This is a genomic window from Desulfosporosinus sp. Sb-LF, from assembly GCF_004766055.1.
Classification (GTDB): Bacteria; Bacillota; Desulfitobacteriia; order Desulfitobacteriales; family Desulfitobacteriaceae; genus Desulfosporosinus.
The window spans coordinates 281,808-306,682 of sequence record NZ_SPQR01000006.1; the positions used below are offsets into that span (position 1 = coordinate 281,808).

A 24,875-nucleotide genomic window follows, 5' to 3' on the forward strand; every position below is an offset into this window, starting at 1 on the left:
AGCTATGATTGATGGAGTCTTACTCAAAGGATATGGTGGATTTTATTATGTCTATGGAGAGGACCGAGTGTGGGAATGTTCCCTGCGCGGTCGCTTTCGTGTTAAGGATCAAGACTTTTTGCCTGGAGATCGGGTGAAAATCCTAGTGGAAGAGGATAAAGCGACGATCGAAGCTGTCGAGCCACGGCACAACGCTTTGATTCGGCCAGCGATTGCCAATGTGGATCAGGCCATTCTCGTCTTTGCGATGACATCTCCTAAGCCTGATCTTAATCTTCTGGACCGATTGTTGATTCAGGTACTGGACGAAGAAGTTGAGCCTGTTTTAGTTTTCACTAAATTGGACAAGTTTAGGGAAGCCGCCGCTTTAACGACAAGTTCTGAGGAACATACTATTACGGATGTTTACCGCAAAATAGGATACAATGTTTATGAGGTTTCGAATGAGACGGGACAAGGAATAGAGGAAGTTAGAGCTCAGTTAGTGGATAAGATTAGCGTACTGGCCGGGCCTTCCGGGACTGGTAAATCTAGTCTTTTCAATGCGTTATCTCCTGGAAAGAAACTAAAAACAGGGGAAATAAGCCTGCGGTCTAAGCGCGGTCGCCACACCACACGCCATGTCGAACTGATGGTTTGTGCCGGGGGATTGGTGGCGGATACGCCGGGTTTTTCGTCTCTCTTTTTACCGAATTTGAAACGCGCAGAATTGGCAAATTATTTTCCGGAATTTGTGGATCGTCGCCGACAGTGTCGATTTAACAGTTGCCTGCATGATAAAGAACCAGATTGTGCAATTAAAGCTGCCTTAGAAAGCGGGGAGATTTCTCCTGATCGTTATGAGCACTACCAAATATTCTTGCAAGAAGTCATAGAAGCAGAGAGGAGATATTAACGTGATTCAGATTGCCCCTTCTATTTTATCCGCCGATTTCTCGCGACTGGGGGAACAGGTACAGTTAGTGGAAGATGCAGGCGCGGAGGTTTTACATATTGATGTTATGGACGGGCACTTTGTCCCGAATCTTACCTTTGGTCCGTCTTTGGTCAAGTCTTTAAGGGATCATTCGCGTATGCGTTTTGATGTTCACTTAATGGTTGAAGAGCCAGAGCGTTTTATTGCAGATTTTGCTGCTGCGGGTGCTGATCATATTACCTTTCATTTAGAGACGTCTCGCCATGCGCATCGAGTGATTCAACAGATTAAAGAACTTGGAATGACGGCCGGAATTGCACTTAATCCTGCTACACCGCTTGATGGTCTCAAGTATATCCTGCAGGATTTAGACATGGTGCTATTGATGACGGTCAACCCCGGATTCGGAGGACAAAATTTTATTTCAAATGTTATTCCTAAAATCCAGGTCCTTCATCGTCATCTTGAACAGACGCAATCCTCTTGTCTAATTGAAGTGGATGGGGGAGTTAATTTGGAAACAGCCCCGGTGGTCGCAAACGCAGGTGCTCATATTTTGGTGGCAGGAGCCGCAGTTTTTGCTCAACCTGATCCTAAACAAGCAGTGCTAGAGCTTCGTCAAGCAGCGGGTTTAAAGTAGGGTGAATAAGATCAAGAAGCTTGCCGTGTTGGCAAATGGCGCATGGGATCACGACTGGGGAAAACGAATCCTCAAGGAAGTCGATTTCTTGATATGTGCGGATGGAGGGGCAAATTATGCTATTCTTTCTGGACGTATGCCTAACCTTCTGGTCGGAGATTTGGATTCGATCTTACCGGAAAACTTGGTTCAATGTAAAACCGCGGGTTGTGTCATAGAACAATATCCCTGCGAGAAGGATGAGACAGATCTCGAATTGGCCCTTTCTCGGGCCGAGGAACAGGCCTTCCTCGCGGGTGAACAAGATATTTGGCTGTATGGGGCGACTGGAAAGCGAATCGATCATTTCTTAGGTAATGTGGCCCTTATGCTCGGATATGCTCAAAAAGGGTACCGAGTCCGCTTAGTTGATCCCGATCATGAAATGTGGGTCCTTCGAGATTGCGAAAGGATAAGGGGATTGAAGGGACAAGAGCTCTCTTTGATCCCCTTATCAGAGAAAGCGGTTGTCACGACAGAGGGGCTGTATTATCCACTCCATCGGGGAGTACTTCCTCAGGCATCCCCGCGTGGCATAAGCAATGTATTTCTTGGAGAGGAAGCCGTGATCGAGGTTCACGAAGGATGGGTTTTGGTGGTTTTGCTGACGGGGGAGACGGTGTGAAGAGCACGGCACAAGTTCACCTCAGGGTAATACCTGGTGTGAACTTGTGCCGTGCTAACGCCGAATAATTTAAGCAAGGTTGACGCGACTCTGCTGGATGGGTTCGCTCCGCAAATTAACACCATTCTGGGTTTGGAACGACGAAGGTTGGGAACGATGTGGTAGAGGACATTCCGTGCCACATCTGATTCAAGTAACTGAACGATTTAATAAAGGAAGAGATTAATGCAACAGGATGAATTATGGATCGGCACAATGCTTGAGGGTAATGCTCGTTGGGTTTTGGTAAGGTCAACGGACACGGTAGAAGAGGCTCGCAAACGTCACGGGATGTCACCGGTTGCTACGGCAGCTTTGGGGCGCCTGATGACAGGAGATCTTATCTTGGCTAGTTCACTCAAGGGGGAAGAGAACATCACCTTGCGCTTACTGGGAGACGGTCCTTTAGAGGGGGTTGTAGCAGTAGGAAATGCGCAGGGAGAGGTTCGGGGTTATGTCAGGGAACCTTTGGTAGATTTACCGTTGAAAGCTTCTGGGAAACTTGATGTGGCTACAGCGGTTGGTTCTGGCGAGTTGGCAGTTAGCCGAAGTTTGCAAAATGGCGAAGTTTATACAGGGATGGTTCCGTTGGTTAGTGGCGAGATTGCCGAAGATCTCGTGCATTATTTGTTGACCTCTGAACAGATTCCTTCCGCTATGCTTCTTGGGGTATTGGTCGAAAAGGATTATCATGTGGCTGGGGCGGCAGGTCTATTAATTCAACCGTTGCCTGGAGCGACTGAAGGGGATATCCAAGCGATTGAAAGTCTACTGGGGCAGATAAGGGTAGGTATCAGTGAACTGGCATCTCAGAGCCAAAGTATGGACGAATTGCTTGCTCATCTGATGGGACAACTCTCTTATCAAGTCCTTGAACGCCGGACTGTTAAATTTTTATGTACGTGTTCAAAAGCACGCTTGAGTGATACTTTGGTTTCACTGGGGAAAAAAGAAATAGCAGACCTGATCTCGGATGGGAAAGCCGAGATAGTTTGCCATTTTTGTAATGAACATTATTTGTTTAACGTGGAAGAGCTTCAGCAGATTTCGGAGCAGGCAGGAATGGTGTGAAATTAGGGATGGAGTGAAATTGCTCCGCTCACCACAGCGCCGTCGCTATCTCGCTTAATTACGAGGCGAGCGTGGCAAACCCCTGGGTTGTTCTGCATGTGTGTCGCTCATTGCCATCCTTGGCACCGTGACATCAGTCCATCCATGGACAAGTCCCGCTGCCACGCTTTGCGCCTCGTAATCTAAGCGCGATTGACGCGACTCTGCTGAATGGTTCGGCTTTGCAAATTAACTCCATCCGGGCTGGGAACGACGAGGGTACCACGAGAGCAAGGAACGGATTGGCTGAGAATATGAGGAAAATGAAAAAAGCCCGACAAATGTCGAGCTTTTGATTCATTAGCTAGCGCGCTGAACTTTGCCGGAACGTAAGCATCTGGTGCAAACTTTAATCCGGGCTGGAGTACCGTTCACAATTGCGTGAACGCTTTGCAAGTTTGGTTTCCAAGTTCGCTTTGTCCGTATATGAGAGTGGCTGACTTGAAATCCAGTTTTTACTCCTTTGGCGCATACTGCACAAACATTAGCCATGCTCTAAAACCTCCTTTGCAACCGAAATGACACTTGTATATTCTATCAAAGGTCTTGCGGGTTGGCAAGGTTTCTCGAGAATTTTCTTGGAGCTTGTTAAAAAAACCCAAGAAAGTTTCGCTAGGAGAAGATTTCCATAAGATATTTGAATTTTTCTTTGAACATTTCTCATTTAATTGATAGAATAGACTCTATATGGACGATACCGGGAAGAGGAGGTCCTTTTTTGTGGGTAAAGAAATTTTAAATAGTTTAGGGAAAATAAATATTTCTGAAGAAGTTATAGCTACTATCGCAGGTGCCACGGCAGTTGAATGTTACGGCTTGGTGGGAATGGCCTCACGCAAAATTACAGACGGTTTTGTGGACTTACTAGGACGGGAAAATCTGGCCCGTGGTGTTGTGGTTTCGATTAAAGACAATGAGGTTGTTATTGATCTCCATATTGTTGTCGGGTATGGTGTTAGAATTTCTGAAGTTGCAGCCAGTGTTATGGAACGCGTTCGTTATACGACTGAAAAACTTACTGGATTGAACGTGTCCCAAGTGAATGTGAATGTTCAAGGAGTTCGAATATTAGAGTAGTTCAAGAGTAGGGGGATACTGTTTTGAGGCCAGCTACGGACATAATAAGTGTTCTTGATGGAAAACTATGGAGAAGTATGATGGTGGCCGGCGCAAAGGCCCTAGAGCTGAGAAAGCACGATGTTGATGCCCTGAACGTTTTTCCAGTGCCTGATGGTGATACGGGGACAAATATGTTTCTAACGATTCAATCCGCGGCCAGGGATGCAGAAAAAATGTCTAGTAATTCGATCAGGGAAGTAGCGACTGCAGCTTCGATGGGTTCATTAATGGGGGCACGCGGAAATTCAGGGGTGATTCTATCTCAGATTTTACGTGGGATTGCCAAAGGGTTTGATGGATTACATACGGCAAACCCAATCCAAGTGGCACAAGCCTTGCAATCTGGGGTTGACACGGCGTATAAGGCGGTAATGAAGCCTGTCGAGGGCACGATCCTGACGGTTTCAAAAGAAACGGCGCGGGGTGCTTTAACTAGGGCAAAGGCAGGAGGTTCACTTCTCGAAACTCTTCAAGAAGCTGAGCGCAAGGGTTTAGAATCCTTAGCGAAAACTCCCGAATTGTTATCAGTGTTAAAACAAGCGGGTGTGGTCGATGCAGGAGGGCAAGGGTTCCTTGTCATTCTAAGCGGATGGATCTCTGTTCTGACTGGAGAAATGATCAATCTTGATACTCCGACTGGACAAGAAGATAAGCCTGTTTCTCTTGTTAAAGACAACCAAGAAACTAAATGGGAATCTTTGAAGATCGAAAATCTTGATTACCCGTATTGTACTGAATTCCTGGTTAAGGGAAACCATTTAAAGGTTGAACAGATACGACAGGATTTAAAAGATCGCGGGGACTGCTTACTAGTAGTCGGAACACAAGAAGTGGTGAAGATTCATGTACATGTTAAAAATCCGGGTAAGATTTTAGATTATGCCTTACAGTGGGGTTCGCTTCACGAAGTCCAAATACATAACATGTTAGAACAAAATGAGAACATGGCTCACGCGAATAAGACTGAATCGTCCGATTCAGTAGAAGCTCAAATAAACACTACAAGTGAAGACCAACCCCTGAAAGAATATGGTGTGGTTGCTGTTGCGATGGGAAAAGGTATTGCGGATGTTTTTGTTAGTTTGGGTGTCGATGAAGTTGTGTATGGCGGACAAACCATGAATCCCAGCACGGAAGATCTTGCTGAAGCTGTTCGCAAGGTTCAGGCGCGCAATGTCTATATTTTACCAAATAATGGTAACATCATTATGGCAGCTCGACAAGTTAAAGATGTTGTTCAGGACTGTGAAGTACATGTCATATCCAGTAAATCGATACCTCAAGGAATTTCCGCTCTTTTAAACTTTAATGCAGAAGGGGAAATTGAGACTAACAGTAAAAATATGGAACGTGCGCTAGGCAATGTTCGCTCTGGAGAAGTAACCTATGCGGTTCGTGATTCTCAGTATGGGGCTCTAAGCATTTCGGATGGAGACATTTTGGGGTTGGTAGAAGACGTAATTGTCACAACAGGCCAAACGTTATTTGAAGTAGCCAAGTCAACCTTGGAAAAAATGGAATGGCAAACGCACGATTTGGTAACAATATTTTATGGGGAAGAAACAAAACAAGAAGACGTTGAACAGCTTCAGAATTGGCTTCATGATGAGAATTCGAACGTCGAAGTAGAGGTTCATCCCGGTAGGCAACCGCTCTACTATTATATCTTTGGTGTGGAATAGGTTATCCTCCGGAAATTTTCCGGAGGTTTTTTAATTTAGGAGGACAGAGTTGTGGGTAAAAGTAATGTGTTTGATCTTCTCGGGCCAATCATGGTTGGTCCGTCAAGTTCACATACGGCCGGTGCGGTCCGTTTGGGAGCCATGGCCAAAAAGATATTGGGGGAAGAACCGATTGAGGGAACGATCACTCTCCATGGTTCATTTGCGAAAACGGGCAAGGGGCATGGGACAAATTTAGCGTTGGTTGCCGGCCTTTTAGGAATGTCACCAGATGACGAACGTATTCCTGAAGCGCCTAAGATGGCAAAAGAACGTGGACTCAATTTCAATTTTGAAACTTCGGACCTCGGAGATGTTCATCCAAATAGTGTGAAATTTAATTTATTAGGCGTGAATGGTGGCCGTGTACAGGTAGTCGGGTCGTCCATTGGGGGAGGATCCATTGTCATTCGAGAGATCAATGATTTTCAGGTGGAGATTAAAGGGGACTATCCAACATTGGTTGTTCTTCACCAGGATCTACCGGGAGTTGTCGCACAAGTAACGCTCCTTCTGTCAACTGCACAGATCAACATTGCTCGAATGTTAGTTTCTCGTGAAAAAAGAGGGGCTCAAGCTCTGATGGTATTGGAGACAGATCAAAGAATAGACAACGCCGTCCTCGGCTTAATGAGGAAACTACCAAGAATCGATCAGGCATTAGTTATTGAGTCGTTGGAATAGGAGGGATTGAAGCATGCGCGCCTACGAAGATTGGGTAATTAAAGCTGAAACAAAAGGATTGAAAATCAGTGAAGTGATACTCCAAAATCAGATGGAAGAATTAGAACAATCGGAGCAAGCGCTTTTTCAACGTATGAATAAAAATTTAAACGTGATGCGAAAATCGGTTGAAGTGGGTCTCAGTGGAGAGCGTCGTTCATTGTCTGGTCTGGTAGGGGGAGACGCAGCAAAAGTTGAGAGTCACCGAAAAAAAGGTGAAAGCCTCATTGGAGAGCAAATGAGCGGTGCGATTGCTAAGGCGCTTGCTGTGGTGGAAGTGAATGCTTGTATGGGCAAAATTGTTGCTGCACCGACCGCGGGTTCCTGCGGGGTACTTCCGGCTGTTCTTTTGACGGTTGAGGAGTCGCTTCAAGTTTCTGAGCAAGAGATTTTACTTGCCCTTTTTACGGCGGCGGGATTAGGAATGATATTTGCGGACCGCGCAAGCGTTTCTGGCGCTGAGGGCGGATGTCAGGCAGAAATAGGGTCTGCTGCCGCGATGGCGGCAGCAGCGGCAGTGGAATTAGCAGGAGGATCGCCAAGACAGACGGCGGACGCTGCAGCGATCGCTATGAAATCAATGCTTGGTTTAGTATGTGATCCGGTGGCAGGACTTGTAGAGGTTCCTTGTGTCAAGCGAAATGCAATAGGAGCGACGATTGCATTGTCGGCAGCTGAAATGGCCCTTTCGGGTGTCAAGAGCGCGATTCCGATTGATGAGGTTATCGATACTATGGCTCAGATTGGTAAACAAATGTCGTGTGCTTTAAAAGAGACAGCTCAAGGCGGCCTTGCTGTGACGCCGACAGGACGACGCATCCAGGCGGATTTTCTATGAAACTTACACAGGTGCAACTTGTCTTAAATAATTTCCAACGGGCACTCTTAGCAGAAGAAAAACAGGGTTTTATAAATACTGGGGCGTTAGGTGGTTTTAATGCTTTTCTGCGTGGAATTCTTCCACGGCTAGAGCAACTTTTCCCCCTGCATGACATGAACTTGTTGAGGGATTTGGCGAAGCAATATCCTACCTGGAGCCCACTTCGCCGTAGGGAAGCCTTCTCAGAACTTCACCGCTTTATGCAAGAAGTTATGCTGGAAGCTCAAGATATCTCACCTCAGGATGTGCCATTAAGGGAGGATTCAAAACGCCTAGAACAAGAAGCGCTTCCGAGTCAAATGGTGCCAGAAGAGCAGGAAATGCAGGGGGAACAAAGAAGATCAGTAAACAAAGTAGACGCTAAAACTATTGAAGCATACGGCGAAAACAGTGAAAACAGTGGAGCTCATGAAACCCCCAAACTACATAAGGCACGACCTACACAAGAAATAAAACAACAAAAAACGGGGTCCTTACAATATCTTAAAGGGGTTGGCCCAGAAAGAGCCAAGCAACTTGAAAAGCTAGGGATTCACAATGAGCAAGATTTATTCACCTACTTTCCGCGTCGGTACGAAGATCGCCGCCAGAGGACCATTGAAGAGTTGAAGGATGGTGAAATGGCAACGATTAGCGGAGAAGTAGTTGCAGGACATGTTACGAATGGCAAGATGAAGGTAGTCAAGTTGAGTATTGAGCAACAGGGGCGCTTGTTTCACGCAACTTGGTTTAACCAAACATTTATTCTCAAGCAATATCCCGTGGGAACGCAAGTCGTTGTGACGGGGAAAGTTCGCTGGCAACAACGGGTGCCTGAGGTTCTTGTTTCAGACATTGAAAAGGCTAGTACAAGTAGCTCGGTGAATGCTCTTAACCAGGGTTCACAAATGATTCTTCCAGTTTATTCCGAAACAGCACGTTTATCTTCGAAAGTAATACGCGGCGTAATCCAGGGTGTTCTAGGTCGGGTTGAAGAATATTTTCAAGAGATTATCCCGCAAGAAGACTTACGGGGGTGGATGGGGCGACCTCAAGCTTATCGGGAAATTCATTTTCCAAACAATTATGAGAGTTTGGAACAAGCAAGGGATCGGCTGGTGTGGGAGGAGGTTCTCTTTTTGCAATTAGCCGTCGCTGGATTACGTCAGGGAATAGTGCGGCTCGGAAGCCCTCTACTTTTAGGAGGGGAAGAACTGCTCCAAGGCTTTTATAAGGCACTGCCTTTTCAATTGACTAAAGCTCAACAACGAGTGATTCAAGAGATAGCTCACGATCTAGCTAAACCGCAGGGAATGGCTCGATTGGTCCAAGGGGATGTGGGATCCGGTAAAACGGCGGTTGCTATGGCTGCTCTGCTACGCGCGGTAGGATCAGGGTACCAAGGGGCAATGATGGCCCCTACGGAAATTTTGGCTGTACAACATTTCCAGTCGCTTGAGAAAGTGTTCACCCCCTTGGGTATAACAATTGTTTGTTTACTGGGTAGTCAGAGCAAAGGCGTTCGGGAGAGTGCATTGGCGATGATTGCGGATGGACGAGCACAAATCATCGTGGGAACCCATGCTCTTATTCAAGAATCGGTGGTTTATAAAGCGCTAGGTTTGGCTGTGACAGACGAACAACACCGTTTTGGGGTTCGGCAGCGTTCCTTGCTTCAGAGCAAAGGCGAAAGTCCTCACGTTTTGGTTCTCACCGCGACTCCGATTCCACGGACGTTAGCGCTGACGCTCTACGGTGACTTGCAGCTCTCTGTCCTTGATGAGATGCCAGTAGGGCGAAAACCGATTATTACCCGCAAATTGACGGAACGTTCCCGACCAAAGTTGGAGAAATTTATCGACGAGCAAATCAATCTTGGAATGCAAATTTACGTTGTATGCCCTTTAGTAGAAGAATCAGAAACGCTGGATCTGATTTCAGCAACGCAACGTGCTACAGATCTTCAAGTGAGGTTTCCTGAGCGTCGTGTCGCCCTCATACACGGAAGAATGAAGGGTGCGGAAAAGGAATCCATCATGACAGCGTTTCATATAGGGAAAATTGATATTTTAGTCGCCACGACTGTTGTGGAAGTTGGAGTAAATGTCCCGAAAGCCTCGGTGATGGTGATCGAATCAGCAGAACGATTTGGCCTGGCGCAATTGCATCAACTTAGAGGACGAGTTGGTCGGGGGAGTGAACAATCTTACTGTTTCTTGTTGTCTGACAAAGACAGTCGTCGTTTAGATATTCTTTGCCAAACGGAAGATGGGTTTAAAATTGCCGAGGAAGATATGCGTCTGCGTGGAACGGGAGAACTATTAGGAACCAGGCAACACGGTCTAGCAGAATTGCACCTGACGGATCTCTCCCATGATGGACAGCTTGTCGAGAAAGCGTATCAGATGGCACAGAAAGCTTTACAGAATCCAGATAGATATGCGTTGCTTTTCCAAGAGGTGCAGAGAATGTTTCCACCGGAGAAAATCGGGGTGCATTAGGGGAGGAAGTTTCTTAGTCTTTTGGCACATGAATGAAAAAGTCTTGGAATGATTTGCCGGGTATGATTATGGTCATACAATCGAATAATAAGACCATACTAAAGGGTTAAAAATATATGCAGCAGCGAAGCAGGTCTGCTGCCTTAATCAAATAGTATCTAAGGAGGTGTAAGCTTTGACTGACCCAACTAAGACTATGGTCCAACTCACACCCGAATTAGAACAATTTAAGTATGAAGTCGCTCAAGAGATTGGGATTGCTAATCGTAAACACAAACGCTTTCCCAACACGCCACAACAATAATCTATAAAGAAACAGAAATGGGTCGAGTCGGTGCTGCACCAACTTGACCCATTTCTGTTCATCACAGGGCCCCTTGCGCTCTCTTCGACGTTTCTTAGCTCGTCCTCGTAGTATCCCAGCCGATGTTCCTACCTAACCGTAACTAATTCCGTCGTAACCAAGCCACGGCGCAGCCAAACCAAAGAATAAAATGAAATTGCAAAAGGAACCGTTTAAGCCAACACTAAAAAAATGCTTCTTCATTCCGTCCCAAGCATTTACTGCAAATAACGTTCATAGTCTTCGCGATCAATTCCTGGATGTAGACTGATCGCCAGAGCACCAGCAATGATTTTAGCGGTTGTTTTAATGAGTGAATCAATTTCTTTGGGTGTAACCATTAGATTTCCTTGGAACGGGGAAAGTACATCATCAATGATTTGTGCAAATACTTCTGGTTTAATGCCCTTATAAAGTTGGTATAATTTGGGGCTAGTAACGAATTGCTCAAATACTCCTTCCACTACATCGTGGGCAATTACAGCGGCATTGACAACTGTTGGAAGACCAATGGCAATTACTTTACACCCTAACGTTTCTTCGGTAAGGCCAGCTCGTCGGTTTCCTACGCCTGAACCAGGATGAATGCCTGTATCTGCGAGTTGGATACTTGTGCCAATCCGCTCTAGGGAGCCTGCGGCAAGGGCATCAATAGCAATGATTAAATCCGGCTTGACATGTTCAGCGATACCACGAATGATTTCGGCGGTTTCGATTCCGGTTATTCCTAATACCCCAGGTGAAATGGCACTTATTTTTCGCATTTTACCTTGTAATTCATCGGGAGAAAGTTTGAAAAGATGGCGAGTAACCATTGTTTTTTCAATGACTTGAGGTCCCAATGCATCAGGTGTGGCGTTCCAGTTGCCCAGTCCGACGATCAGAATGCTAGCATCTTCTTTGAGATTCATGAGTGCAACCAATTTATCTGCTAAAATGTTGGTAATGCTTTCATGGACAAGGTAGTTATTTGTACGTATTTGAGGGGCATCAATGGTTATGTACTGTCCTTTGGGTTTACCGATAGCTTCGGCTCCTTCGTCAGTTTCCACGGTTATGATGGTTACTTTAGCATGTTCGAGTTCTTGTTCATCCATAAGGACGCCGGAAATTTCTTCCCCACTTTCCCCACGAAGGAGCTGATGTGCTTCAACGGCTAAATCAAGCTGAACATTGAGGTGTCGATAGAGGTCTTTTTTTCTCATAGTAATTTTCTCCTTTAAATACATTTAAAAAAGTCACTGGGGCTAAAAGCTCCAGTGAACAGAGAGGAAAAACGAAAGGAAGAGTTGGATGGGGGAAGGGCATTCGATACGTAAGATCATCGTTATCGTCCGCCAAATTTAGTATTAACAAAAACTAAAATGATATTCAGGGATTTTTTAGGGGAAGAATTAATTTGCTGTGGTATACTGATAGGTAAAGATGTGTTTTTTATCTAATAATTATGGCTGTAAAGCTTAATAAGCTCTGCTATAATATAATGTGGAGGGTTTATGCGGATTATTGCAGGTGAAATGCGAGGCCGTCAACTGAGGGCCGTAGAAGGAATGCAAACGCGCCCGACCTCTGATAAAGTAAAGGGTGCAATTTTTAGCGTTCTTGGGGACAAGGTCTTAGATGCACGCGTATTAGATCTTTTTGCTGGAACTGGTAACTTAGCGATTGAGGCGCTTTCTCGGGGTTCTCGCGAAGCGGTGTTGGTAGAAAAGAGTTTTAGTGCGCATCAGGTTATCCGAGAAAATCTCGAACGGGTTGGGGTTAGCCATAAGGCTAATCTTCTATTGATGGACGCTTTTAAGTATATACATAGATACCCTAACGAAGTTTTTAACCTTGTTTTTTTGGATCCCCCTTATCATAAGGAACTTGTTTCCAAGGCCATCTTGATTTTAAAGGAATCCACTTTTTTAGCACCTGGCGGTGTCATTGTCGCTGAAACCGCTAAGGATGAAGAACTAAACGATGATATCTATCCGTTTGAAATTCGGAAAACAGGGGAATATGGAGACACAATGATACGGTACTTACAGAGAATGGATATATAACGAGGGGGAGGATTATTAAGTGGAAAGCGATATCTTGAGTTTGCTCAATGAAGTAGAAGAGGTTGTCGATCACGGGCCTAAAATCCCAATGACGGGGAAGGTTTTGGTTGATGACACTGTGATCTTTGAATTACTAGATCGTGTACGTGCGGCCTTGCCTGAAGAGTTAACCAATGCTAAATGGGTTTTAAAAGAGCGACAACGAATTCTTGACGAAGCAGAAGCGGAAGCCCAGAAGCTTCTCGAACGAGGAAAGACATATGTTGAGAAGATGGCAGTGGAAAACGAAGTAGTTAAGCAAGCCCAGAGCTATGGAGAAGATATTGTTAGGCAGGCGCAAAAGTTTGCCTATGACGTAAAGTCTGGCGCTGTTCAATACGCTGATGAAATGCTCCAGCATGTCGAGAAAAGCCTATATGAGACGCTTCAATCACTTCGTAAAAATCGTGAGGAATTAAAAGGGTTAGCCAAAGAAGAACGGGATCAAACTGGTAATTCCCAAAGGGAGACGGGTGAGTAAATCTCACCCCTTTTTTGCTGTTAGTGGGGTTTCACCGTATAGGATGCCGGATCAAGGCGAGTGTGAGAAGAACGGTCATGATCCCGATAAACACGAGTGAGCTTAAGTGCCACGTATTCCACATAAGAATCGATGTGTTGGGGATTTGAATAGGGAGAGCTGTTGTGGGTACTTCGGCAATGAGGAGGAAGAGCTGACTTAGTCCTAGAGCGATTAAACCTTGAAGTGTTCGAGCGATTACGAATGGGTAGAAGCGTATATCAGTTCCACTAATAAATCCAGCGACTTGCGCGAATACAGATAGACCACTCCAGCCCATGAGTAATACTAGAAGCGCCACTTGTTGATTGAGGATGGGAAGGGCATGGATAGTACCTTGGCAGCCTAACGTCATTTCAAAAAGGCCGTTAAAAAAGGCATGCCATACGGAACTAGGAATGACCGGGATCACGCCATGAATAAGCGTAGCCAAAAATGATGTTATATGCCAGATGTTTAATAGTTGAAGGATCACTGAGAAAAAGGCCATAAAACCGGCAACCATGAGAACGGTTGTAGTGCTCCGTTGGATGGCATCGCCAAGGATTTGCCCGAAAGCTCTGTTATCTTTGCTTTGAGCGTTTTTCATTTCTTGCCAAGCTCGTTTAAAGGACGGAAATCGCGTCGGTCGTTTAGTGCCAGGTGTGCAACGATAAAATCGAAAGAGAATCCCAACAATTAAGTTGGCGACATAAACAGAACTTGCGAGTAGTATGCCTAGCGTGGGTTTTCCTAACATCCCGGAGGCGACGGCACCAAACATAAATCCTGGGCTGGGGTTATTGGTAAAAGCTAAAAGACGTTCACCTTCCTCACGGGTGATTTCTCCAGCTTGACGAAGACGAGCGGTCAGAACCGCTCCCATAGGAAAGCCGGATGTGTAGCCCATAGCCACAACAAAGGCGGCTTGACCTGGGAGGCGAAACACAGGACGCATGAATGATTCCAGTAGGACACCGAGGAAATGAACAAATCCTGTTGCCATTAGTAGTTCAGATAGAATAAAAAAGGGGAGTAAGGCGGGAAGGACGAAACGCCACCACAAGGTCAGCCCGCCGCCAGCAGAGCTGAGCACTTCTTGGGGATAAAGAAACATGCCGAAGGCCAGGAGACTTAAAGCTACGACGCGGGCAGTGGTGCGCATGAAGACTATCACCTTCCTTCGTAAATTTATATGGAAGAATGCCAAGACCTAGAAGTCTGGTTTATTAGGTAAAAAAAGGTAGGCTTCTTTGGCAGAAAGTATAGCCTTGGAGGAATCTTCTGAAATTAGGAGAATGATGTAGTAAGGGCTTGTAATAACCTAAAATTCTGTGCTACACTCACTTAGGATAAAAAAATATTGTCAGAACGATATGGCATCTGGAAAGAAGTGAAAAAATAGAGGTCATTTGGGGAAGACTATCTTTGGTTATACTTTTGTAGAAAGAAACGAAAGAATAGGGTTGAGCGGAAAAGTTACAAGGGGGATATAAAAACATGAAAATTCTTGTTATTAACTGTGGAAGTTCTTCACTGAAATATCAGTTGATCGATATGGTCACTAAGAATCCTATCGGTAAAGGCTTGGTAGAGCGCATAGGGCTTCAAGGGTCAGTGTTGACGCATCGGACGGGATCTGGAGAGAAGGTAGTTATTAAGGACGAGATTTCGAATCATACCGTGGCTATTAAGCTCGTACTGGAGGCATTGGTGTCCCCAGAGTATGGTGCTGTTCAAGATTTGAAAGAGATTTCTGCTATAGGTCACCGCGTTGTTCATGGGGGAGAGAAATTTTCAACATCCGTGATTATTGATGACGCGGTCATGGAAGCGCTTAAGGACTGTATCGAGTTGGCACCGCTTCATAACCCTCCCAATATTGCTGGGATTAAAGCATGTCAGAAAATGATGCCTGGGGTTCCTCAAGTGGCAGTTTTTGATACGGCTTTCCATCAAACAATGCAGCCCGATAGCTATATCTATGGATTACCCTATGAGTATTATGAAAAATATGGGATTCGGAAATATGGCTTTCACGGGACATCCCACAAATATGTCAGTCAACGTGCCGCAATTCTTCTGCGAAAACCACTGGAAGAACTGAAGCTAATCAGTTGCCACTTAGGTAATGGTGCTTCGATTACGGCTATCAAGGGAGGAAAATCCATTGAAACATCGATGGGATTTACCCCTTTGGATGGGTTAATGATGGGGACGAGATCGGGAACTTTAGATCCTGCGATTGTTACCTATATACAGTGTCGAGAGAACTACAATTGCGAGCAAATTAATGATTTTCTAAACAATAAATGTGGGGCTTTAGGGGTTTCGGGGGTGAGTAGTGATTTCAGAGACATTGAAGTTGCGGCAGCCCAAGGGAATTACCGCGCGAAGTTAGCGCTAGATATTTTTGAACATGATGTCAAGCTATTTGTTGGCTCCTATGCGGCTATAATGGGTGGGGTTGATGCTATCATATTTACAGCAGGGGTGGGAGAAAATGCACCAAACACGCGTGCTGGAATTTGTAGCAACATGGATTATCTGGGAATAAGTCTTGATCTTGAGAAAAATAAGGTTCGAAGCGAAGAAGTGGACGTTTCCAAAGCAGATTCTCGTTGTCGTGTTCTTGTAATTCCAACCAACGAAGAACTCATGATTGCTTTAGAAACGCTCGAATTAACTCAATAACTAAACCTTTGCAATCTTGGGTATGATAAGTGTATATAAGATTAACGGATTCGTTGTAAAGAGTTTTCCTTGACAAAGAAAAATGTGCCAACTATAATAGTGGTTGTGTATTGGGGTGGATAATATGAAAGTGAATGTAGCCCAGGTTCGTCACAATGAAGGTGAAAGTGTCCGTTATGATTTAGTGGAAGATTTTTCTCTCTTCGATTTGGGAACAGAAGCCCTCGCGTTTCAAGCACCGGTACACGTACAACTTCAAGTAAACAACACAAGTAAAGCAATGCTAGTTCACGGTAAGATTCAAACGGAACTCAATGTGACGTGTGGACGCTGTCTAGAGTCGTTTGTTTATCCATTAAGTCTCTCCTTCCAAGACGAATGGGTTTTCCGCGCTCAGGCTACAGAAGATCTTCTGGAAACTGCACTCATTTTGGACAAAGACGAGATCGAGATCAATGAACGAATCTTTGAACAAATTGTGTTAGCTTTACCGATGAAGTTTGTTTGTTCAGCAGAGTGTCAGGGGCTATGCCCGACCTGTGGTGCAAATCGAAATTTGACCCCATGTAATTGCGGCCAAGACAACATTGACCCTCGGTTAGCAGCACTGGCCAAGTGGCAATCCAATGACTAATTAATTTAGAGAACCTAAAGGGGGTGTAATTATGGGTGTTCCTCAACATCGCCAATCGAAATCTAGAGTGCGAAAACGTCGGGCTATGTGGAAACTTACTGCACCAAACCACATCGAATGCCCCCAATGCCATAAACCAAAAATGCCGCATTATATATGTCCTAGCTGTGGATATTACAATTCTAAGGTCGTTATTTCTGTTGAAGCATAAGGTTTGCGCGCGAAAACAAAGAGTCCTTCTTTTGAGGGGTTCTTTGTTTTTTTATACCCTTTATAAAGTGTGAGTTTCAGGAGACATTCAACCTTCTGTCGAACTTCCTGTAGTTTTAGATTGGGTATATTTTACATTTACGTTGTTTTCGACAGGGTTATTTCTTGAAATGTAGGGTGAGATAGTCTATAATTGTGACCAGGTCATAAATCAGGAGAAAAACGCAAGGTATAAAATGGTGATATAGATGGCTCGATATTGTAAAGTAGAGCGCCGCAAAGTATTGGGAGAGGAACTCTCCAAACATCCATTCTTTACTGATGAGGAGCTTGCGGAAAGGTTTGGGGTGAGTGTCTCAACGATACGTTTAGATCGTGGAGAACTGGGGATTCCTGAATTAAGGGAACGGACCTGGGCAGTAGCTAATGAGGCATATTCTGCGTTGAAGTCTTTAGATAATAAAGAACTGATCGGAGAATTGGTAGAACTCGTTGTTGGAGAGAGCGCTTGTTCAAAGTTGATGATTGATGAGAGTATGGTCTTGGCAAAGGCCAGAGTGGCTCGCGGGCATTATTTATTTGCTCAAGCAAATTCCCTTAGTATTGCCTTAGTAGATGCACCAATGGCTTTGACTGGGAGTGTCGAGTTAAAATTTGTAAGGCCCGTTCACTTAGGTGAGATTGTTGTGGCGCAAGGAAGTGTGCTCAAACGAAAACAAAATAAATATTGGGTCCAAGTATCCTTGAACGTTGATTCTGAGGAAGTATTTCTAGGGAATTGGATTCTATTTGCGATCGAAGATCCTTCAGCTACTGGAAACGGAGATGGATAGATGAGAATAGCAGTAGATGCGATGGGGGGCGATTATGCCCCAGAGGAGATCATTAAAGGGGCACTGATGGCTGCAGAAGCAAGTCCCGAAGTCCAAGTCATTCTCGTAGGACAAAAAGAGCGAATCCAACCCTTTTTGACAGGCACCATTCCTAAAAACCTATCGTTCTATGAAGCATCTGAGGTGATAGAAATGGACGAGCATCCAGCCAATGCTGTTCGTAAGAAAAAGGACGCTTCGATTGTAGTGGCGACGAGATTAGTAAAGCTGGGTGAAGCCGATGCCGTTGTGAGTGCGGGTAGTACTGGTGCACAAATGGCTGCCGGACTTTTGGGCCTAGGGCGTATTAAGGGGATCGAAAGACCTGCCATTGCCACCGTTTTGCCAACGTTGGAAGGCGGAAAACTTATGCTAGATGTAGGTGCTAATCTGGACGCCACACCTGGGCAACTTAACCAATATGCGCTAATGGGTAGCATCTACGCAAAGAAAATCTTGGGGTTTTCAAATCCGCGTGTTGGTCTTCTAAATATAGGGAGTGAAGAGGGAAAAGGTAACGAGCTTACCCAAAAAACCTATGCGCTACTCAAAGAAGCCCCTGTTAATTTTATCGGGAATGTTGAGGGACGGGATGTTCCCTATGGACGTGCAGATGTGATTGTCTGTGAAGGGTTTGCCGGAAATGTGCTGCTTAAAACGGCGGAAGGACTGGCCGGAGTATTATTTCAGCTGATTAAGGAGAAAATTACTTCAAATATGATCCGTAAGTTAGGCGCGCTGGCAGTGAAACCGGGTTTGAAAGAGATCGCTCAGATGATGGACTATGCTGAGTATGGTGGTGCTCCTTTGCTTGGAGTTAATGGAATTAGCATTATTTGCCACGGAAGTTCGAAGTCAAAAGCGATTCTTAATGCAATTCGGGTTGCTAAGGAATGTGTGCAATTGCATTTGATTGAACAGATTCAGGAAGATCTCCCCAAGAAGCCTGATGTATAATTGAGAAAAGAGGACACGCGATTATGTGGAGTGTAGGGATTGTAGGGACAGGGTCATATGTTCCTGAGAACATTTTAACGAATGTGGATTTAGAAAAAATTGTTGACACAAACGATGAATGGATCATAACTCGTACAGGGATCAAGGAACGTCATATAGCCCCAAAGGATATGCCTGTCTCGGAATTGTGCTACCAAGCTGGTTTGAGGGCTTTAGAGGATGCGCAGGTAGCTCCCGAAGAAATTGATCTCGTTCTTGTAGCGACGATAACACCGGATTACGCGTTTCCTGCGACTGCTTGTTTGGTTGCTGATCGCTTAGGGGCAAAAAATGCCGCTGCTTTTGATTTGGAAGCGGGATGCACTGGCTTTATTTATGGAGTGGCAACGGCCAGCCAGTTTGTGGCCACAGGAATGTATAAAAAGGTACTTGTTATTGGCGGGGAAACCTTGAGCAAAATTCTTAACTGGGAAGATCGTTCTACGTGCATTCTCTTCGGTGATGGTGCAGGAGCGGCGGTTTTACAACGAGTTGAAGAGGGATTTGGGCTTTTGAGCTTTGAATTAGGTTCAGACGGCTCAGGAGGTAAGTTGCTCAGCCAACCGGCGGGGGGTTCTAAATTGCCAGCAAGTCTAGAGACAATCGAGAAAAACTTACACACAGTTCAAATGGAGGGTAAGGAAGTCTATAAGTTCGCCGTTCGGATTATGGGTGAGGTTTCCGTGAATGTCCTCGAGAAAGCAGGTTTAACAAAGGACGATATCGATCTTTTAGTCCCACATCAGGCCAATATGCGAATTGTAGATGCTGCGGTCAAACGACTGGGAATTTCACCGGATAAAGTGGTCATTAATTTGGACAAGTATGGAAACATGTCGGCTGCGTCTATTCCAGTGGCCTTAGATGAAGCGGTTAAAGCGGGACGACTTGCCGAGGGAGATATTGTCGTTATGGTTGGATTTGGCACAGGTTTGACTTGGGGTGCTTGTGTTTTGAAATGGACGAAAGTAGGCATACAAGGATGATTAAAACAAAGATATGTGAATTAATTGGAATTGAGTATCCGATTTTTCAAGGCGGAATGGCTTGGGTTGCGACTGGAGAATTAGCTGCAGCGGTCTCGGAAAGTGGGGGCTTGGGCATTATAGGGTCGGGGCAGGCTCCCGCAGATTGGTTGCGTCAAGAAATTCGTAAAGTGAAAGCGATTACTAAAAAGCCTTACGGGGTTAATGTAATGCTAATGTCTCCGTTTGTGGATGAAGTCATGCAGGTAATTCTGGAGGAACGTGTTCCGGTGATTACAACGGGAGCAGGAAATCCCGGGAAATATGTGCCCATGCTGAAAGAAGTCGGCACGAAAATAATTCCCGTAGTGGCTTCTGTCGCATTAGCCAAACGACTGGAAAAGGCTGGGGTTGATGCCTTAATTGCAGAAGGAATGGAGTCCGGCGGACATATCGGAGAAATTGGAACCTTCCCGCTTGTTCCCCAAGTAGTCAATGCTGTTCAAATTCCGGTAATTGCTGCTGGAGGAATCCTTGATGGTCGAGGTTTGGTCGCGGCTTTAGCCCTGGGTGCCGAAGGAGTACAAATGGGGACACGCTTTATGTGCGCAGAGGAATGTACCATTTCACCGCTTGTAAAAGATAGAATTATTAAGGCTAAGGACCGTGCTACTGTGGTTACAGGACGTTCGACTGGTCATCCGGTTCGTTGTTTGGATAATCACTTTACCCGTGAAATAGATCAACATGAACGGGAAGGAATGGCACCTGAAGAGATTGAAAAACTAGGTCTCGGAAGATTACGTTTAGCTATGGTGGAAGGGGATTTAGAGAACGGCTCCATTATGGCGGGTCAAATTGCTGGAGCGGTTACCCGCCTCGAATCTTCAGCAGCAATTATTCAAGACATCATGCAATCTGCTGAACGGGAATACGAGCGTCTCTCTGCACGGTTTGGAGAGAGGAGGGGCTGAATTGGGTAAGCTAGCCTTTATATTCCCAGGGCAAGGGTCTCAGTATGTCGGAATGGGAAAAGAACTATTTCAGACTTCCAGTGGTGGGAGTGCCTGTGAGACAGCGCGAGGGATTTTAGGAAACAAGTTTATTAATTTACTGGAGGAGGGACCAGCGGAAGAACTTCAACAGACGGCCTGTACTCAACCAGCAATATTACTTGTGAGTGTGGTAGCGTGGCTACAACTACGAGAAGCGGGAATTAAACCGGATTATGTGGCGGGTCATAGTCTCGGTGAGTACTCGGCCCATGTCGCTGCTGGTAGCCTGGACTTGGCTACGGCACTGCGTGTGGTGAGAAGGCGTGGAGAGCTGATGCAAGAAGCGGTTCCAAAGGGTCTAGGGGGAATGGCCGCGATCCTGGGGCTCTCTGGAGATCAAGTGGAAGAGGCATGCCGCCTTGCGGCAGTGCGCGGCGTTGTTGCACCGGCGAATTACAATTGCCCGGGACAAGTGGTTATTTCTGGGGAAATAAACGCATTAGACTATGCCATCGAAATCGCCAAGGAATTGGGGGCCAAACGCGCTATACCGCTTGTAGTAAGTGGCCCGTTTCACTCCAGTCTAATGGAGAAGGTAGGGGAAGAACTACAATCGGTTTTAGAGGGCGTATCTTGGCAAAATCCACGTTGCCCTATCATTTCGAATATTGACGCCACCGAGGTCACCTCTCCGTTTCGTACGGTAAGTACGTTGGTTAGGCAAGTCAGTGGTGCAGTTCGTTGGGAACAATCCATTCGTTACCTTCTAGACTTAGGGGTTGATACCTTTATTGAGTGTGGTCCGGGTAAAGTTTTGACAGGTTTAGTGAAAAAAATTGCCCCTGATGTCAATCTCTTGCGGGTAGAAGACAGGGCGTCCTTGGAAAAGTCACTTGCATATTTGAAGGAGAGTCGTTAAAATGATGCTGAATGATAGCGTGGCTGTTGTTACTGGGAGCGGTCGAGGGATTGGGCGCGCCATAGCTTTGGAATTAGCAGCGGCGGGGGCGAAGGTTGTTATTAATTATGCAGGTCGTTCCGATAAGGCAGAGGAAACAGTCGAGTTGATTCGTAATGCTGGGGGAGAAAGTCTGGCTGTACAGGCGGATGTAAGCCAAGCGGACGATGTTAATCGATTGATACAGACTGCTTTGGATCACTTCGGTAAGATCAACATTCTCGTCAACAATGCCGGAATCACACGAGATTCACTGTTGCTTCGTATGAAGGAAGCGGATTGGGATGCAGTCTTGGACACTAATCTTAAGGGAGTGTACCTTTGCACCAAAGCAGTGAGCAAAGCAATGCTTAAACAGCGCTCAGGGGTTATTGTTAATATTTCCTCGGTAGTGGGTCTCTCCGGGAATGCGGGACAAGCCAACTATGCAGCGGCCAAAGCAGGGGTTATAGGATTTTCGAAATCTATTGCCAAGGAGTTTGCGCCACGCGGGATTCGTGTCAATGTTGTAGCCCCAGGGTATATTTCCACAGAGATGACGGAAACCTTATCAGAAGGGGTCCAAAGTGAAATTATGCGTGCAATACCGCTCGGTCGCATAGGAAAGGCCGAAGATGTTGCCAAAGTAGTTAGGTTCCTTGTGTCCCCGGAGGCATCTTACATTACAGGGCAGACCTTGTGCGTTGATGGGGGTATGGAAATATAATTTTGATCTGCGAGAGGAGGTGAAGAAGCAGAATGGAAGTTTTCGAAAAAGTTAAAGCCATCGTCGTCGAACAACTTGGGGTTGATGAAGCCAATGTTACTCAGGAGACCTCCTTTGAAGAGCTGAATGCGGATTCTTTGGATATCGTAGAATTGATTATGGCTCTTGAGGAAGCGTTCGACTTGGATATTCCTGATGAGGAAGCCGAAAAGATCCGAACAGTTGGAGATGCAGTAAGCTACATCAAGGATAACAAATAATTAAGAAAAGGTCCCGTATTAAGATGCGGGGCTTTCTTTTAGGAGGTTTTCTTTCTCCTTTGCGACTAAATGTTATAGGAGAGAGTTTATATAGACGTAATGAAAATTTTGCTACTCTTGTTGATAGGACAATGAGTAGAACTCTCATGGGGAGGAAAGATTGTGAAAATACCCGAACTTCGTATTGGTAATTTAGTGGCTAAAATTCCTGTTATACAAGGAGGAATGGCCGTAAGGATATCCATGGCCCCTCTTGCGGCAGCTGTTGCTGAAGAGGGTGGGATCGGAATCATTGCAGGAAGTGGGTTGTCTGTCGAGGAACTCAAAGCAGAAATCCGTGAAGCACGTCGGCGTACCAAAGGAATCATCGGGGTGAACATCATGTTTGCGGTTCGTGAATTCGCTCAGCTGGTACATGCTGCGTTCGATGAAAAGATTGATCTCCTGGTTTCTGGGGCAGGCTTTTCAAGGGACATGTTCACTTGGGGTAAGGAAAAGGGTATTCCAGTGGTGCCGATTGTTTCATCAGATAAGCTAGCAAAATTATCCGAAAAGCTAGGGGCGGCGGCTGTGATTGTGGAGGGAATAGAGGCTGGCGGCCATTTAGGGACAGACCGTTCCATACATGATATCCTACCAGAGGTAATTGCGGCCGTGAACATTCCAGTTATAGGTGCAGGAGGCTTTACAAACGGGCAGGACGTTGCGAAAGCACTGAAGCTCGGGGCAGATGGGGTGCAAATGGGAACTCGATTTGCACTTAGCGAAGAGAGCGGTGCCGCTCTCGAATGGAAAACGGCGATGTTAAAGGCACGAGAAGAGGACATTGTATTTGTCCATAGTCCAGTTGGATTACCCGGGCGGGGAATCAGGAATCCCTTTACTCAGGCACTCGAGGAAAATGTGGATGTTAAGCCGAAGGAATGCAATCGCTGTCTCAAACGTTGTGAGGGGAACTTTTGTATCATGAGTCGATTAGTTAAGGCACAACAGGGCAATGTTCAGGAGGGGCTTATATTTTCGGGAGCTAAAGTCTATAAAATTAAAGAAGTTTTGTCCGTGCATGAGATTCTAGAGGATATAAAAAAAGGCATACTCAGCTTTAAGGAGGAAGAGTGTTGAAACACCGTGCAGTTATTACGGGAATGGGTGTTGTCACTCCCGTAGGGAATCAAATAGATGAATTTTGGGATAATTTGATGGCAGGTAAATCCGGGATTGGATTATTGACGCGTTTTGATACTACAGATTTATCGACTAAGGTTGCGGCTGAGGTCAAAGACTTCGAACCAACGGATTGGATCGAAAAAAAAGAAAGCAGACATATGGACCGCTTTGCTCAGTTTGCTATTGCAGCCGCGAAAATGGCGCTGAAGGACTCCGGCCTAGATTTGGATAAATTGAACAAAGAACGGGCAGGCGCCGTCATGGGATGCGGAATTGGCGGAGTCACAACGTTCGAGGAACAAAAAGAGGTGCTCATGAAGAAGGGGAGCAGCAGGATCAGCCCGTTTTTTGTTCCAATGTTGATAAGCAACATGGCAGCCGGACATTTATCCATCGCGTTCGGATTGCAAGGATCTAGTATGACGATTGTTACAGCTTGTGCTTCGGCTACGAATGCGATTGGGGAAGCGCTACGGATTATTCAACATGGGGAAGCTGATGTTGTGTTTTGTGGTGGAACCGAGGCCCCGATTACAAACTTGGCTTTTGCTGGTTTTTGCTCCATGAAGGCAATGTCTACTGAAAAAGAAAATCCTGATCAAGCTTGCCGACCGTTTGATAAGCGTCGTAGTGGTTTTGTAATGGGTGAAGGTGCAGGGGTTTTGGTCGTAGAATCTCTAGAACATGCTAAGGCCCGAGGTGCACGTATTTATGCCGAACTAGCAGGCTATGGTAGCTCATCTGATGCGTATCATATAACGACACCAGTCCCTGGAGGGGCTGGTGCAGTTCGAGCAATGCGACTTGCCTTAAATGATGCGGGAGTAAGCCCTGAAGAGGTTGACTATATTAATGCACATGGCACTGGCACAGGGCCCAATGATGCGACTGAAACTGCCGCTATCAAAACTTTGTTTGGTAGCCATGCATCTAAGTTGGCGATTAGTTCGACTAAATCAATGACAGGTCATTTGATGGGGGCAGCTGGAGCTATCGAGGCCGTAATTTGTGCCCTTGCCATCGACAGAGGGGCCATACCGCCCACGACCAACTATGGGCAACCAGACCCAGAATGTGATCTGGACTATGTTCCTAATAGTGCACGAAAACAAGAAGTAACAATGTCAATGTCTAATTCCTTAGGTTTTGGTGGGCATAATGCTACTATTGTATTGAAGAAATTTGTCTAAAGATAAG

The 24,875-nt window shown here is 45.7% G+C and carries 27 protein-coding genes; 24 read left to right on the forward strand and 3 right to left on the reverse strand.

Going from position 1 to position 24,875, the window contains the following annotated elements; all coding sequences use genetic code 11:
- The first annotated feature begins 4 nt into the window (after positions 1–4).
- From rsgA to hslO, 4 genes are all read left to right on the forward strand, one after another.
- On the forward strand, positions 5–895 hold the full coding sequence (rsgA, locus tag E4K68_RS11285; protein ID WP_135379022.1) for a ribosome small subunit-dependent GTPase A: 891 nt from the start codon (positions 5–7) through the stop codon (positions 893–895).
- Between the two features lies 1 nt (position 896).
- A complete protein-coding gene (rpe, locus tag E4K68_RS11290; RefSeq protein ID WP_135379023.1) occupies positions 897–1,556 on the forward strand; it encodes a ribulose-phosphate 3-epimerase in 660 nt (219 codons plus the stop codon).
- Between the two features lies 1 nt (position 1,557).
- Complete coding sequence (locus E4K68_RS11295; RefSeq protein ID WP_135379024.1) at positions 1,558–2,220, forward strand: thiamine diphosphokinase; 663 nt, start codon at positions 1,558–1,560, stop codon at positions 2,218–2,220.
- Between the two features lie 225 nt (positions 2,221–2,445).
- Positions 2,446–3,330: an Hsp33 family molecular chaperone HslO gene (hslO, locus tag E4K68_RS11300; protein WP_135379025.1), complete on the forward strand. Its 885-nt coding sequence runs from the start codon at positions 2,446–2,448 to the stop codon at positions 3,328–3,330.
- A 339-nt stretch (positions 3,331–3,669) separates the two neighbouring features.
- Here the strand turns inward: hslO and rpmB are convergent, their stop codons facing one another.
- Positions 3,670–3,861, reverse strand: a complete 192-nt coding sequence (rpmB, locus tag E4K68_RS11305; protein WP_135379026.1) for a 50S ribosomal protein L28 — start codon at positions 3,859–3,861, stop codon at positions 3,670–3,672.
- 228 nt (positions 3,862–4,089) lie between these two features.
- Here rpmB and E4K68_RS11310 point away from each other — a divergent pair, with 228 nt between their 5' ends.
- From E4K68_RS11310 to E4K68_RS11335, 6 genes are all read left to right on the forward strand, one after another.
- Positions 4,090–4,446: an Asp23/Gls24 family envelope stress response protein gene (locus tag E4K68_RS11310; RefSeq protein ID WP_135379027.1), complete on the forward strand. Its 357-nt coding sequence runs from the start codon at positions 4,090–4,092 to the stop codon at positions 4,444–4,446.
- 23 nt (positions 4,447–4,469) lie between these two features.
- Positions 4,470–6,170: a DAK2 domain-containing protein gene (locus E4K68_RS11315; RefSeq protein ID WP_243450342.1), complete on the forward strand. Its 1,701-nt coding sequence runs from the start codon at positions 4,470–4,472 to the stop codon at positions 6,168–6,170.
- A gap of 51 nt (positions 6,171–6,221) precedes the next feature.
- Entirely contained in the window at positions 6,222–6,893 is a 672-nt protein-coding gene (gene sdaAB / locus E4K68_RS11320) for an L-serine ammonia-lyase, iron-sulfur-dependent subunit beta (protein ID WP_135379028.1), read from the forward strand.
- 13 nt (positions 6,894–6,906) lie between these two features.
- Positions 6,907–7,770, forward strand: a complete 864-nt coding sequence (gene sdaAA / locus E4K68_RS11325) for an L-serine ammonia-lyase, iron-sulfur-dependent, subunit alpha (RefSeq protein ID WP_135379029.1) — start codon at positions 6,907–6,909, stop codon at positions 7,768–7,770.
- Positions 7,767–10,292 carry an ATP-dependent DNA helicase RecG gene (gene recG, locus E4K68_RS11330; RefSeq protein WP_135379030.1) on the forward strand — a complete coding sequence of 842 codons (2,526 nt, stop codon included), beginning with the start codon at positions 7,767–7,769 and terminating at the stop codon, positions 10,290–10,292. Before sdaAA ends, recG begins: the two co-directional genes overlap by 4 nt.
- Before the next feature lie 175 nt (positions 10,293–10,467).
- Positions 10,468–10,596 (forward strand): small, acid-soluble spore protein, alpha/beta type, encoded by a 129-nt coding sequence (locus tag E4K68_RS11335; protein WP_135379031.1) that lies wholly within the window; start codon positions 10,468–10,470, stop codon positions 10,594–10,596.
- Positions 10,597–10,853: 257 nt separating this feature from the next.
- Here the strand turns inward: E4K68_RS11335 and gpr are convergent, their stop codons facing one another.
- Positions 10,854–11,840, reverse strand: a complete 987-nt coding sequence (gpr, locus tag E4K68_RS11340; RefSeq protein WP_135379032.1) for a GPR endopeptidase — start codon at positions 11,838–11,840, stop codon at positions 10,854–10,856.
- 291 nt (positions 11,841–12,131) lie between these two features.
- Here gpr and rsmD point away from each other — a divergent pair, with 291 nt between their 5' ends.
- Both rsmD and E4K68_RS11350 read left to right on the forward strand, forming a co-directional pair.
- A complete protein-coding gene (rsmD, locus tag E4K68_RS11345; protein ID WP_135379033.1) occupies positions 12,132–12,683 on the forward strand; it encodes a 16S rRNA (guanine(966)-N(2))-methyltransferase RsmD in 552 nt (183 codons plus the stop codon).
- A gap of 19 nt (positions 12,684–12,702) precedes the next feature.
- Positions 12,703–13,203: an ATPase gene (locus E4K68_RS11350; RefSeq protein WP_135379034.1), complete on the forward strand. Its 501-nt coding sequence runs from the start codon at positions 12,703–12,705 to the stop codon at positions 13,201–13,203.
- Positions 13,204–13,234: 31 nt separating this feature from the next.
- Here the strand turns inward: E4K68_RS11350 and ylbJ are convergent, their stop codons facing one another.
- The gene (ylbJ, locus tag E4K68_RS11355; RefSeq protein WP_135379035.1) at positions 13,235–14,386 is read right to left on the reverse strand and encodes a sporulation integral membrane protein YlbJ; all 1,152 of its coding nucleotides are present in this window, start codon (positions 14,384–14,386) and stop codon (positions 13,235–13,237) included.
- A gap of 335 nt (positions 14,387–14,721) precedes the next feature.
- On the opposite strand from ylbJ, the gene E4K68_RS11360 reads away from it, so the two are divergent.
- From E4K68_RS11360 to fabF, 12 genes are all read left to right on the forward strand, one after another.
- A complete protein-coding gene (locus E4K68_RS11360; RefSeq protein ID WP_135379036.1) occupies positions 14,722–15,915 on the forward strand; it encodes an acetate kinase in 1,194 nt (397 codons plus the stop codon).
- 124 nt (positions 15,916–16,039) lie between these two features.
- Positions 16,040–16,549 (forward strand): DUF177 domain-containing protein, encoded by a 510-nt coding sequence (locus E4K68_RS11365; protein ID WP_135379037.1) that lies wholly within the window; start codon positions 16,040–16,042, stop codon positions 16,547–16,549.
- Between the two features lie 31 nt (positions 16,550–16,580).
- Positions 16,581–16,760 (forward strand): 50S ribosomal protein L32, encoded by a 180-nt coding sequence (gene rpmF, locus E4K68_RS11370; protein WP_135379038.1) that lies wholly within the window; start codon positions 16,581–16,583, stop codon positions 16,758–16,760.
- A 247-nt stretch (positions 16,761–17,007) separates the two neighbouring features.
- Entirely contained in the window at positions 17,008–17,592 is a 585-nt protein-coding gene (fapR, locus tag E4K68_RS11375; RefSeq protein ID WP_135379039.1) for a transcription factor FapR, read from the forward strand.
- The gene (gene plsX / locus E4K68_RS11380) at positions 17,593–18,588 is read left to right on the forward strand and encodes a phosphate acyltransferase PlsX (RefSeq protein WP_135379040.1); all 996 of its coding nucleotides are present in this window, start codon (positions 17,593–17,595) and stop codon (positions 18,586–18,588) included. It begins immediately after the preceding gene.
- Between the two features lie 23 nt (positions 18,589–18,611).
- On the forward strand, positions 18,612–19,613 hold the full coding sequence (locus E4K68_RS11385) for a beta-ketoacyl-ACP synthase III (protein ID WP_135379041.1): 1,002 nt from the start codon (positions 18,612–18,614) through the stop codon (positions 19,611–19,613).
- A complete protein-coding gene (gene fabK / locus E4K68_RS11390; RefSeq protein ID WP_135379042.1) occupies positions 19,610–20,566 on the forward strand; it encodes an enoyl-[acyl-carrier-protein] reductase FabK in 957 nt (318 codons plus the stop codon). Before E4K68_RS11385 ends, fabK begins: the two co-directional genes overlap by 4 nt.
- A gap of 1 nt (position 20,567) precedes the next feature.
- Entirely contained in the window at positions 20,568–21,506 is a 939-nt protein-coding gene (fabD, locus tag E4K68_RS11395) for an ACP S-malonyltransferase (RefSeq protein ID WP_135379043.1), read from the forward strand.
- A gap of 1 nt (position 21,507) precedes the next feature.
- Positions 21,508–22,251, forward strand: coding sequence for a 3-oxoacyl-[acyl-carrier-protein] reductase (gene fabG, locus E4K68_RS11400; RefSeq protein WP_135379044.1), 744 nt, complete (start codon positions 21,508–21,510; stop codon positions 22,249–22,251).
- A 32-nt stretch (positions 22,252–22,283) separates the two neighbouring features.
- On the forward strand, positions 22,284–22,511 hold the full coding sequence (gene acpP, locus E4K68_RS11405; protein ID WP_135379045.1) for an acyl carrier protein: 228 nt from the start codon (positions 22,284–22,286) through the stop codon (positions 22,509–22,511).
- 162 nt (positions 22,512–22,673) lie between these two features.
- A complete protein-coding gene (locus E4K68_RS11410) occupies positions 22,674–23,633 on the forward strand; it encodes a nitronate monooxygenase (RefSeq protein ID WP_135379046.1) in 960 nt (319 codons plus the stop codon).
- A complete protein-coding gene (gene fabF, locus E4K68_RS11415) occupies positions 23,627–24,868 on the forward strand; it encodes a beta-ketoacyl-ACP synthase II (RefSeq protein WP_135379047.1) in 1,242 nt (413 codons plus the stop codon). The genes E4K68_RS11410 and fabF overlap by 7 nt, the downstream gene beginning before the upstream one ends.
- The last annotated feature ends 7 nt before the right edge of the window (positions 24,869–24,875 follow it).

Coding starts and splice junctions, on each gene's coding strand:
- rsgA (WP_135379022.1), top strand. CDS start 5: ATGATTGATGGAGTCTTACTCAAAGGATATGGTGGATTTTATTATGTC.
- hslO (WP_135379025.1), top strand. CDS start 2,446: ATGCAACAGGATGAATTATGGATCGGCACAATGCTTGAGGGTAATGCT.
- rpmB (WP_135379026.1), bottom strand. CDS start 3,861: ATGGCTAATGTTTGTGCAGTATGCGCCAAAGGAGTAAAAACTGGATTT.
- sdaAA (WP_135379029.1), top strand. CDS start 6,907: ATGCGCGCCTACGAAGATTGGGTAATTAAAGCTGAAACAAAAGGATTG.
- recG (WP_135379030.1), top strand. CDS start 7,767: ATGAAACTTACACAGGTGCAACTTGTCTTAAATAATTTCCAACGGGCA.
- gpr (WP_135379032.1), bottom strand. CDS start 11,840: ATGAGAAAAAAAGACCTCTATCGACACCTCAATGTTCAGCTTGATTTA.
- rsmD (WP_135379033.1), top strand. CDS start 12,132: ATGCGGATTATTGCAGGTGAAATGCGAGGCCGTCAACTGAGGGCCGTA.
- ylbJ (WP_135379035.1), bottom strand. CDS start 14,386: ATGCGCACCACTGCCCGCGTCGTAGCTTTAAGTCTCCTGGCCTTCGGC.
- E4K68_RS11360 (WP_135379036.1), top strand. CDS start 14,722: ATGAAAATTCTTGTTATTAACTGTGGAAGTTCTTCACTGAAATATCAG.
- E4K68_RS11365 (WP_135379037.1), top strand. CDS start 16,040: ATGAAAGTGAATGTAGCCCAGGTTCGTCACAATGAAGGTGAAAGTGTC.
- rpmF (WP_135379038.1), top strand. CDS start 16,581: ATGGGTGTTCCTCAACATCGCCAATCGAAATCTAGAGTGCGAAAACGT.
- fapR (WP_135379039.1), top strand. CDS start 17,008: ATGGCTCGATATTGTAAAGTAGAGCGCCGCAAAGTATTGGGAGAGGAA.
- plsX (WP_135379040.1), top strand. CDS start 17,593: ATGAGAATAGCAGTAGATGCGATGGGGGGCGATTATGCCCCAGAGGAG.
- E4K68_RS11385 (WP_135379041.1), top strand. CDS start 18,612: ATGTGGAGTGTAGGGATTGTAGGGACAGGGTCATATGTTCCTGAGAAC.
- fabK (WP_135379042.1), top strand. CDS start 19,610: ATGATTAAAACAAAGATATGTGAATTAATTGGAATTGAGTATCCGATT.
- fabG (WP_135379044.1), top strand. CDS start 21,508: ATGATGCTGAATGATAGCGTGGCTGTTGTTACTGGGAGCGGTCGAGGG.
- acpP (WP_135379045.1), top strand. CDS start 22,284: ATGGAAGTTTTCGAAAAAGTTAAAGCCATCGTCGTCGAACAACTTGGG.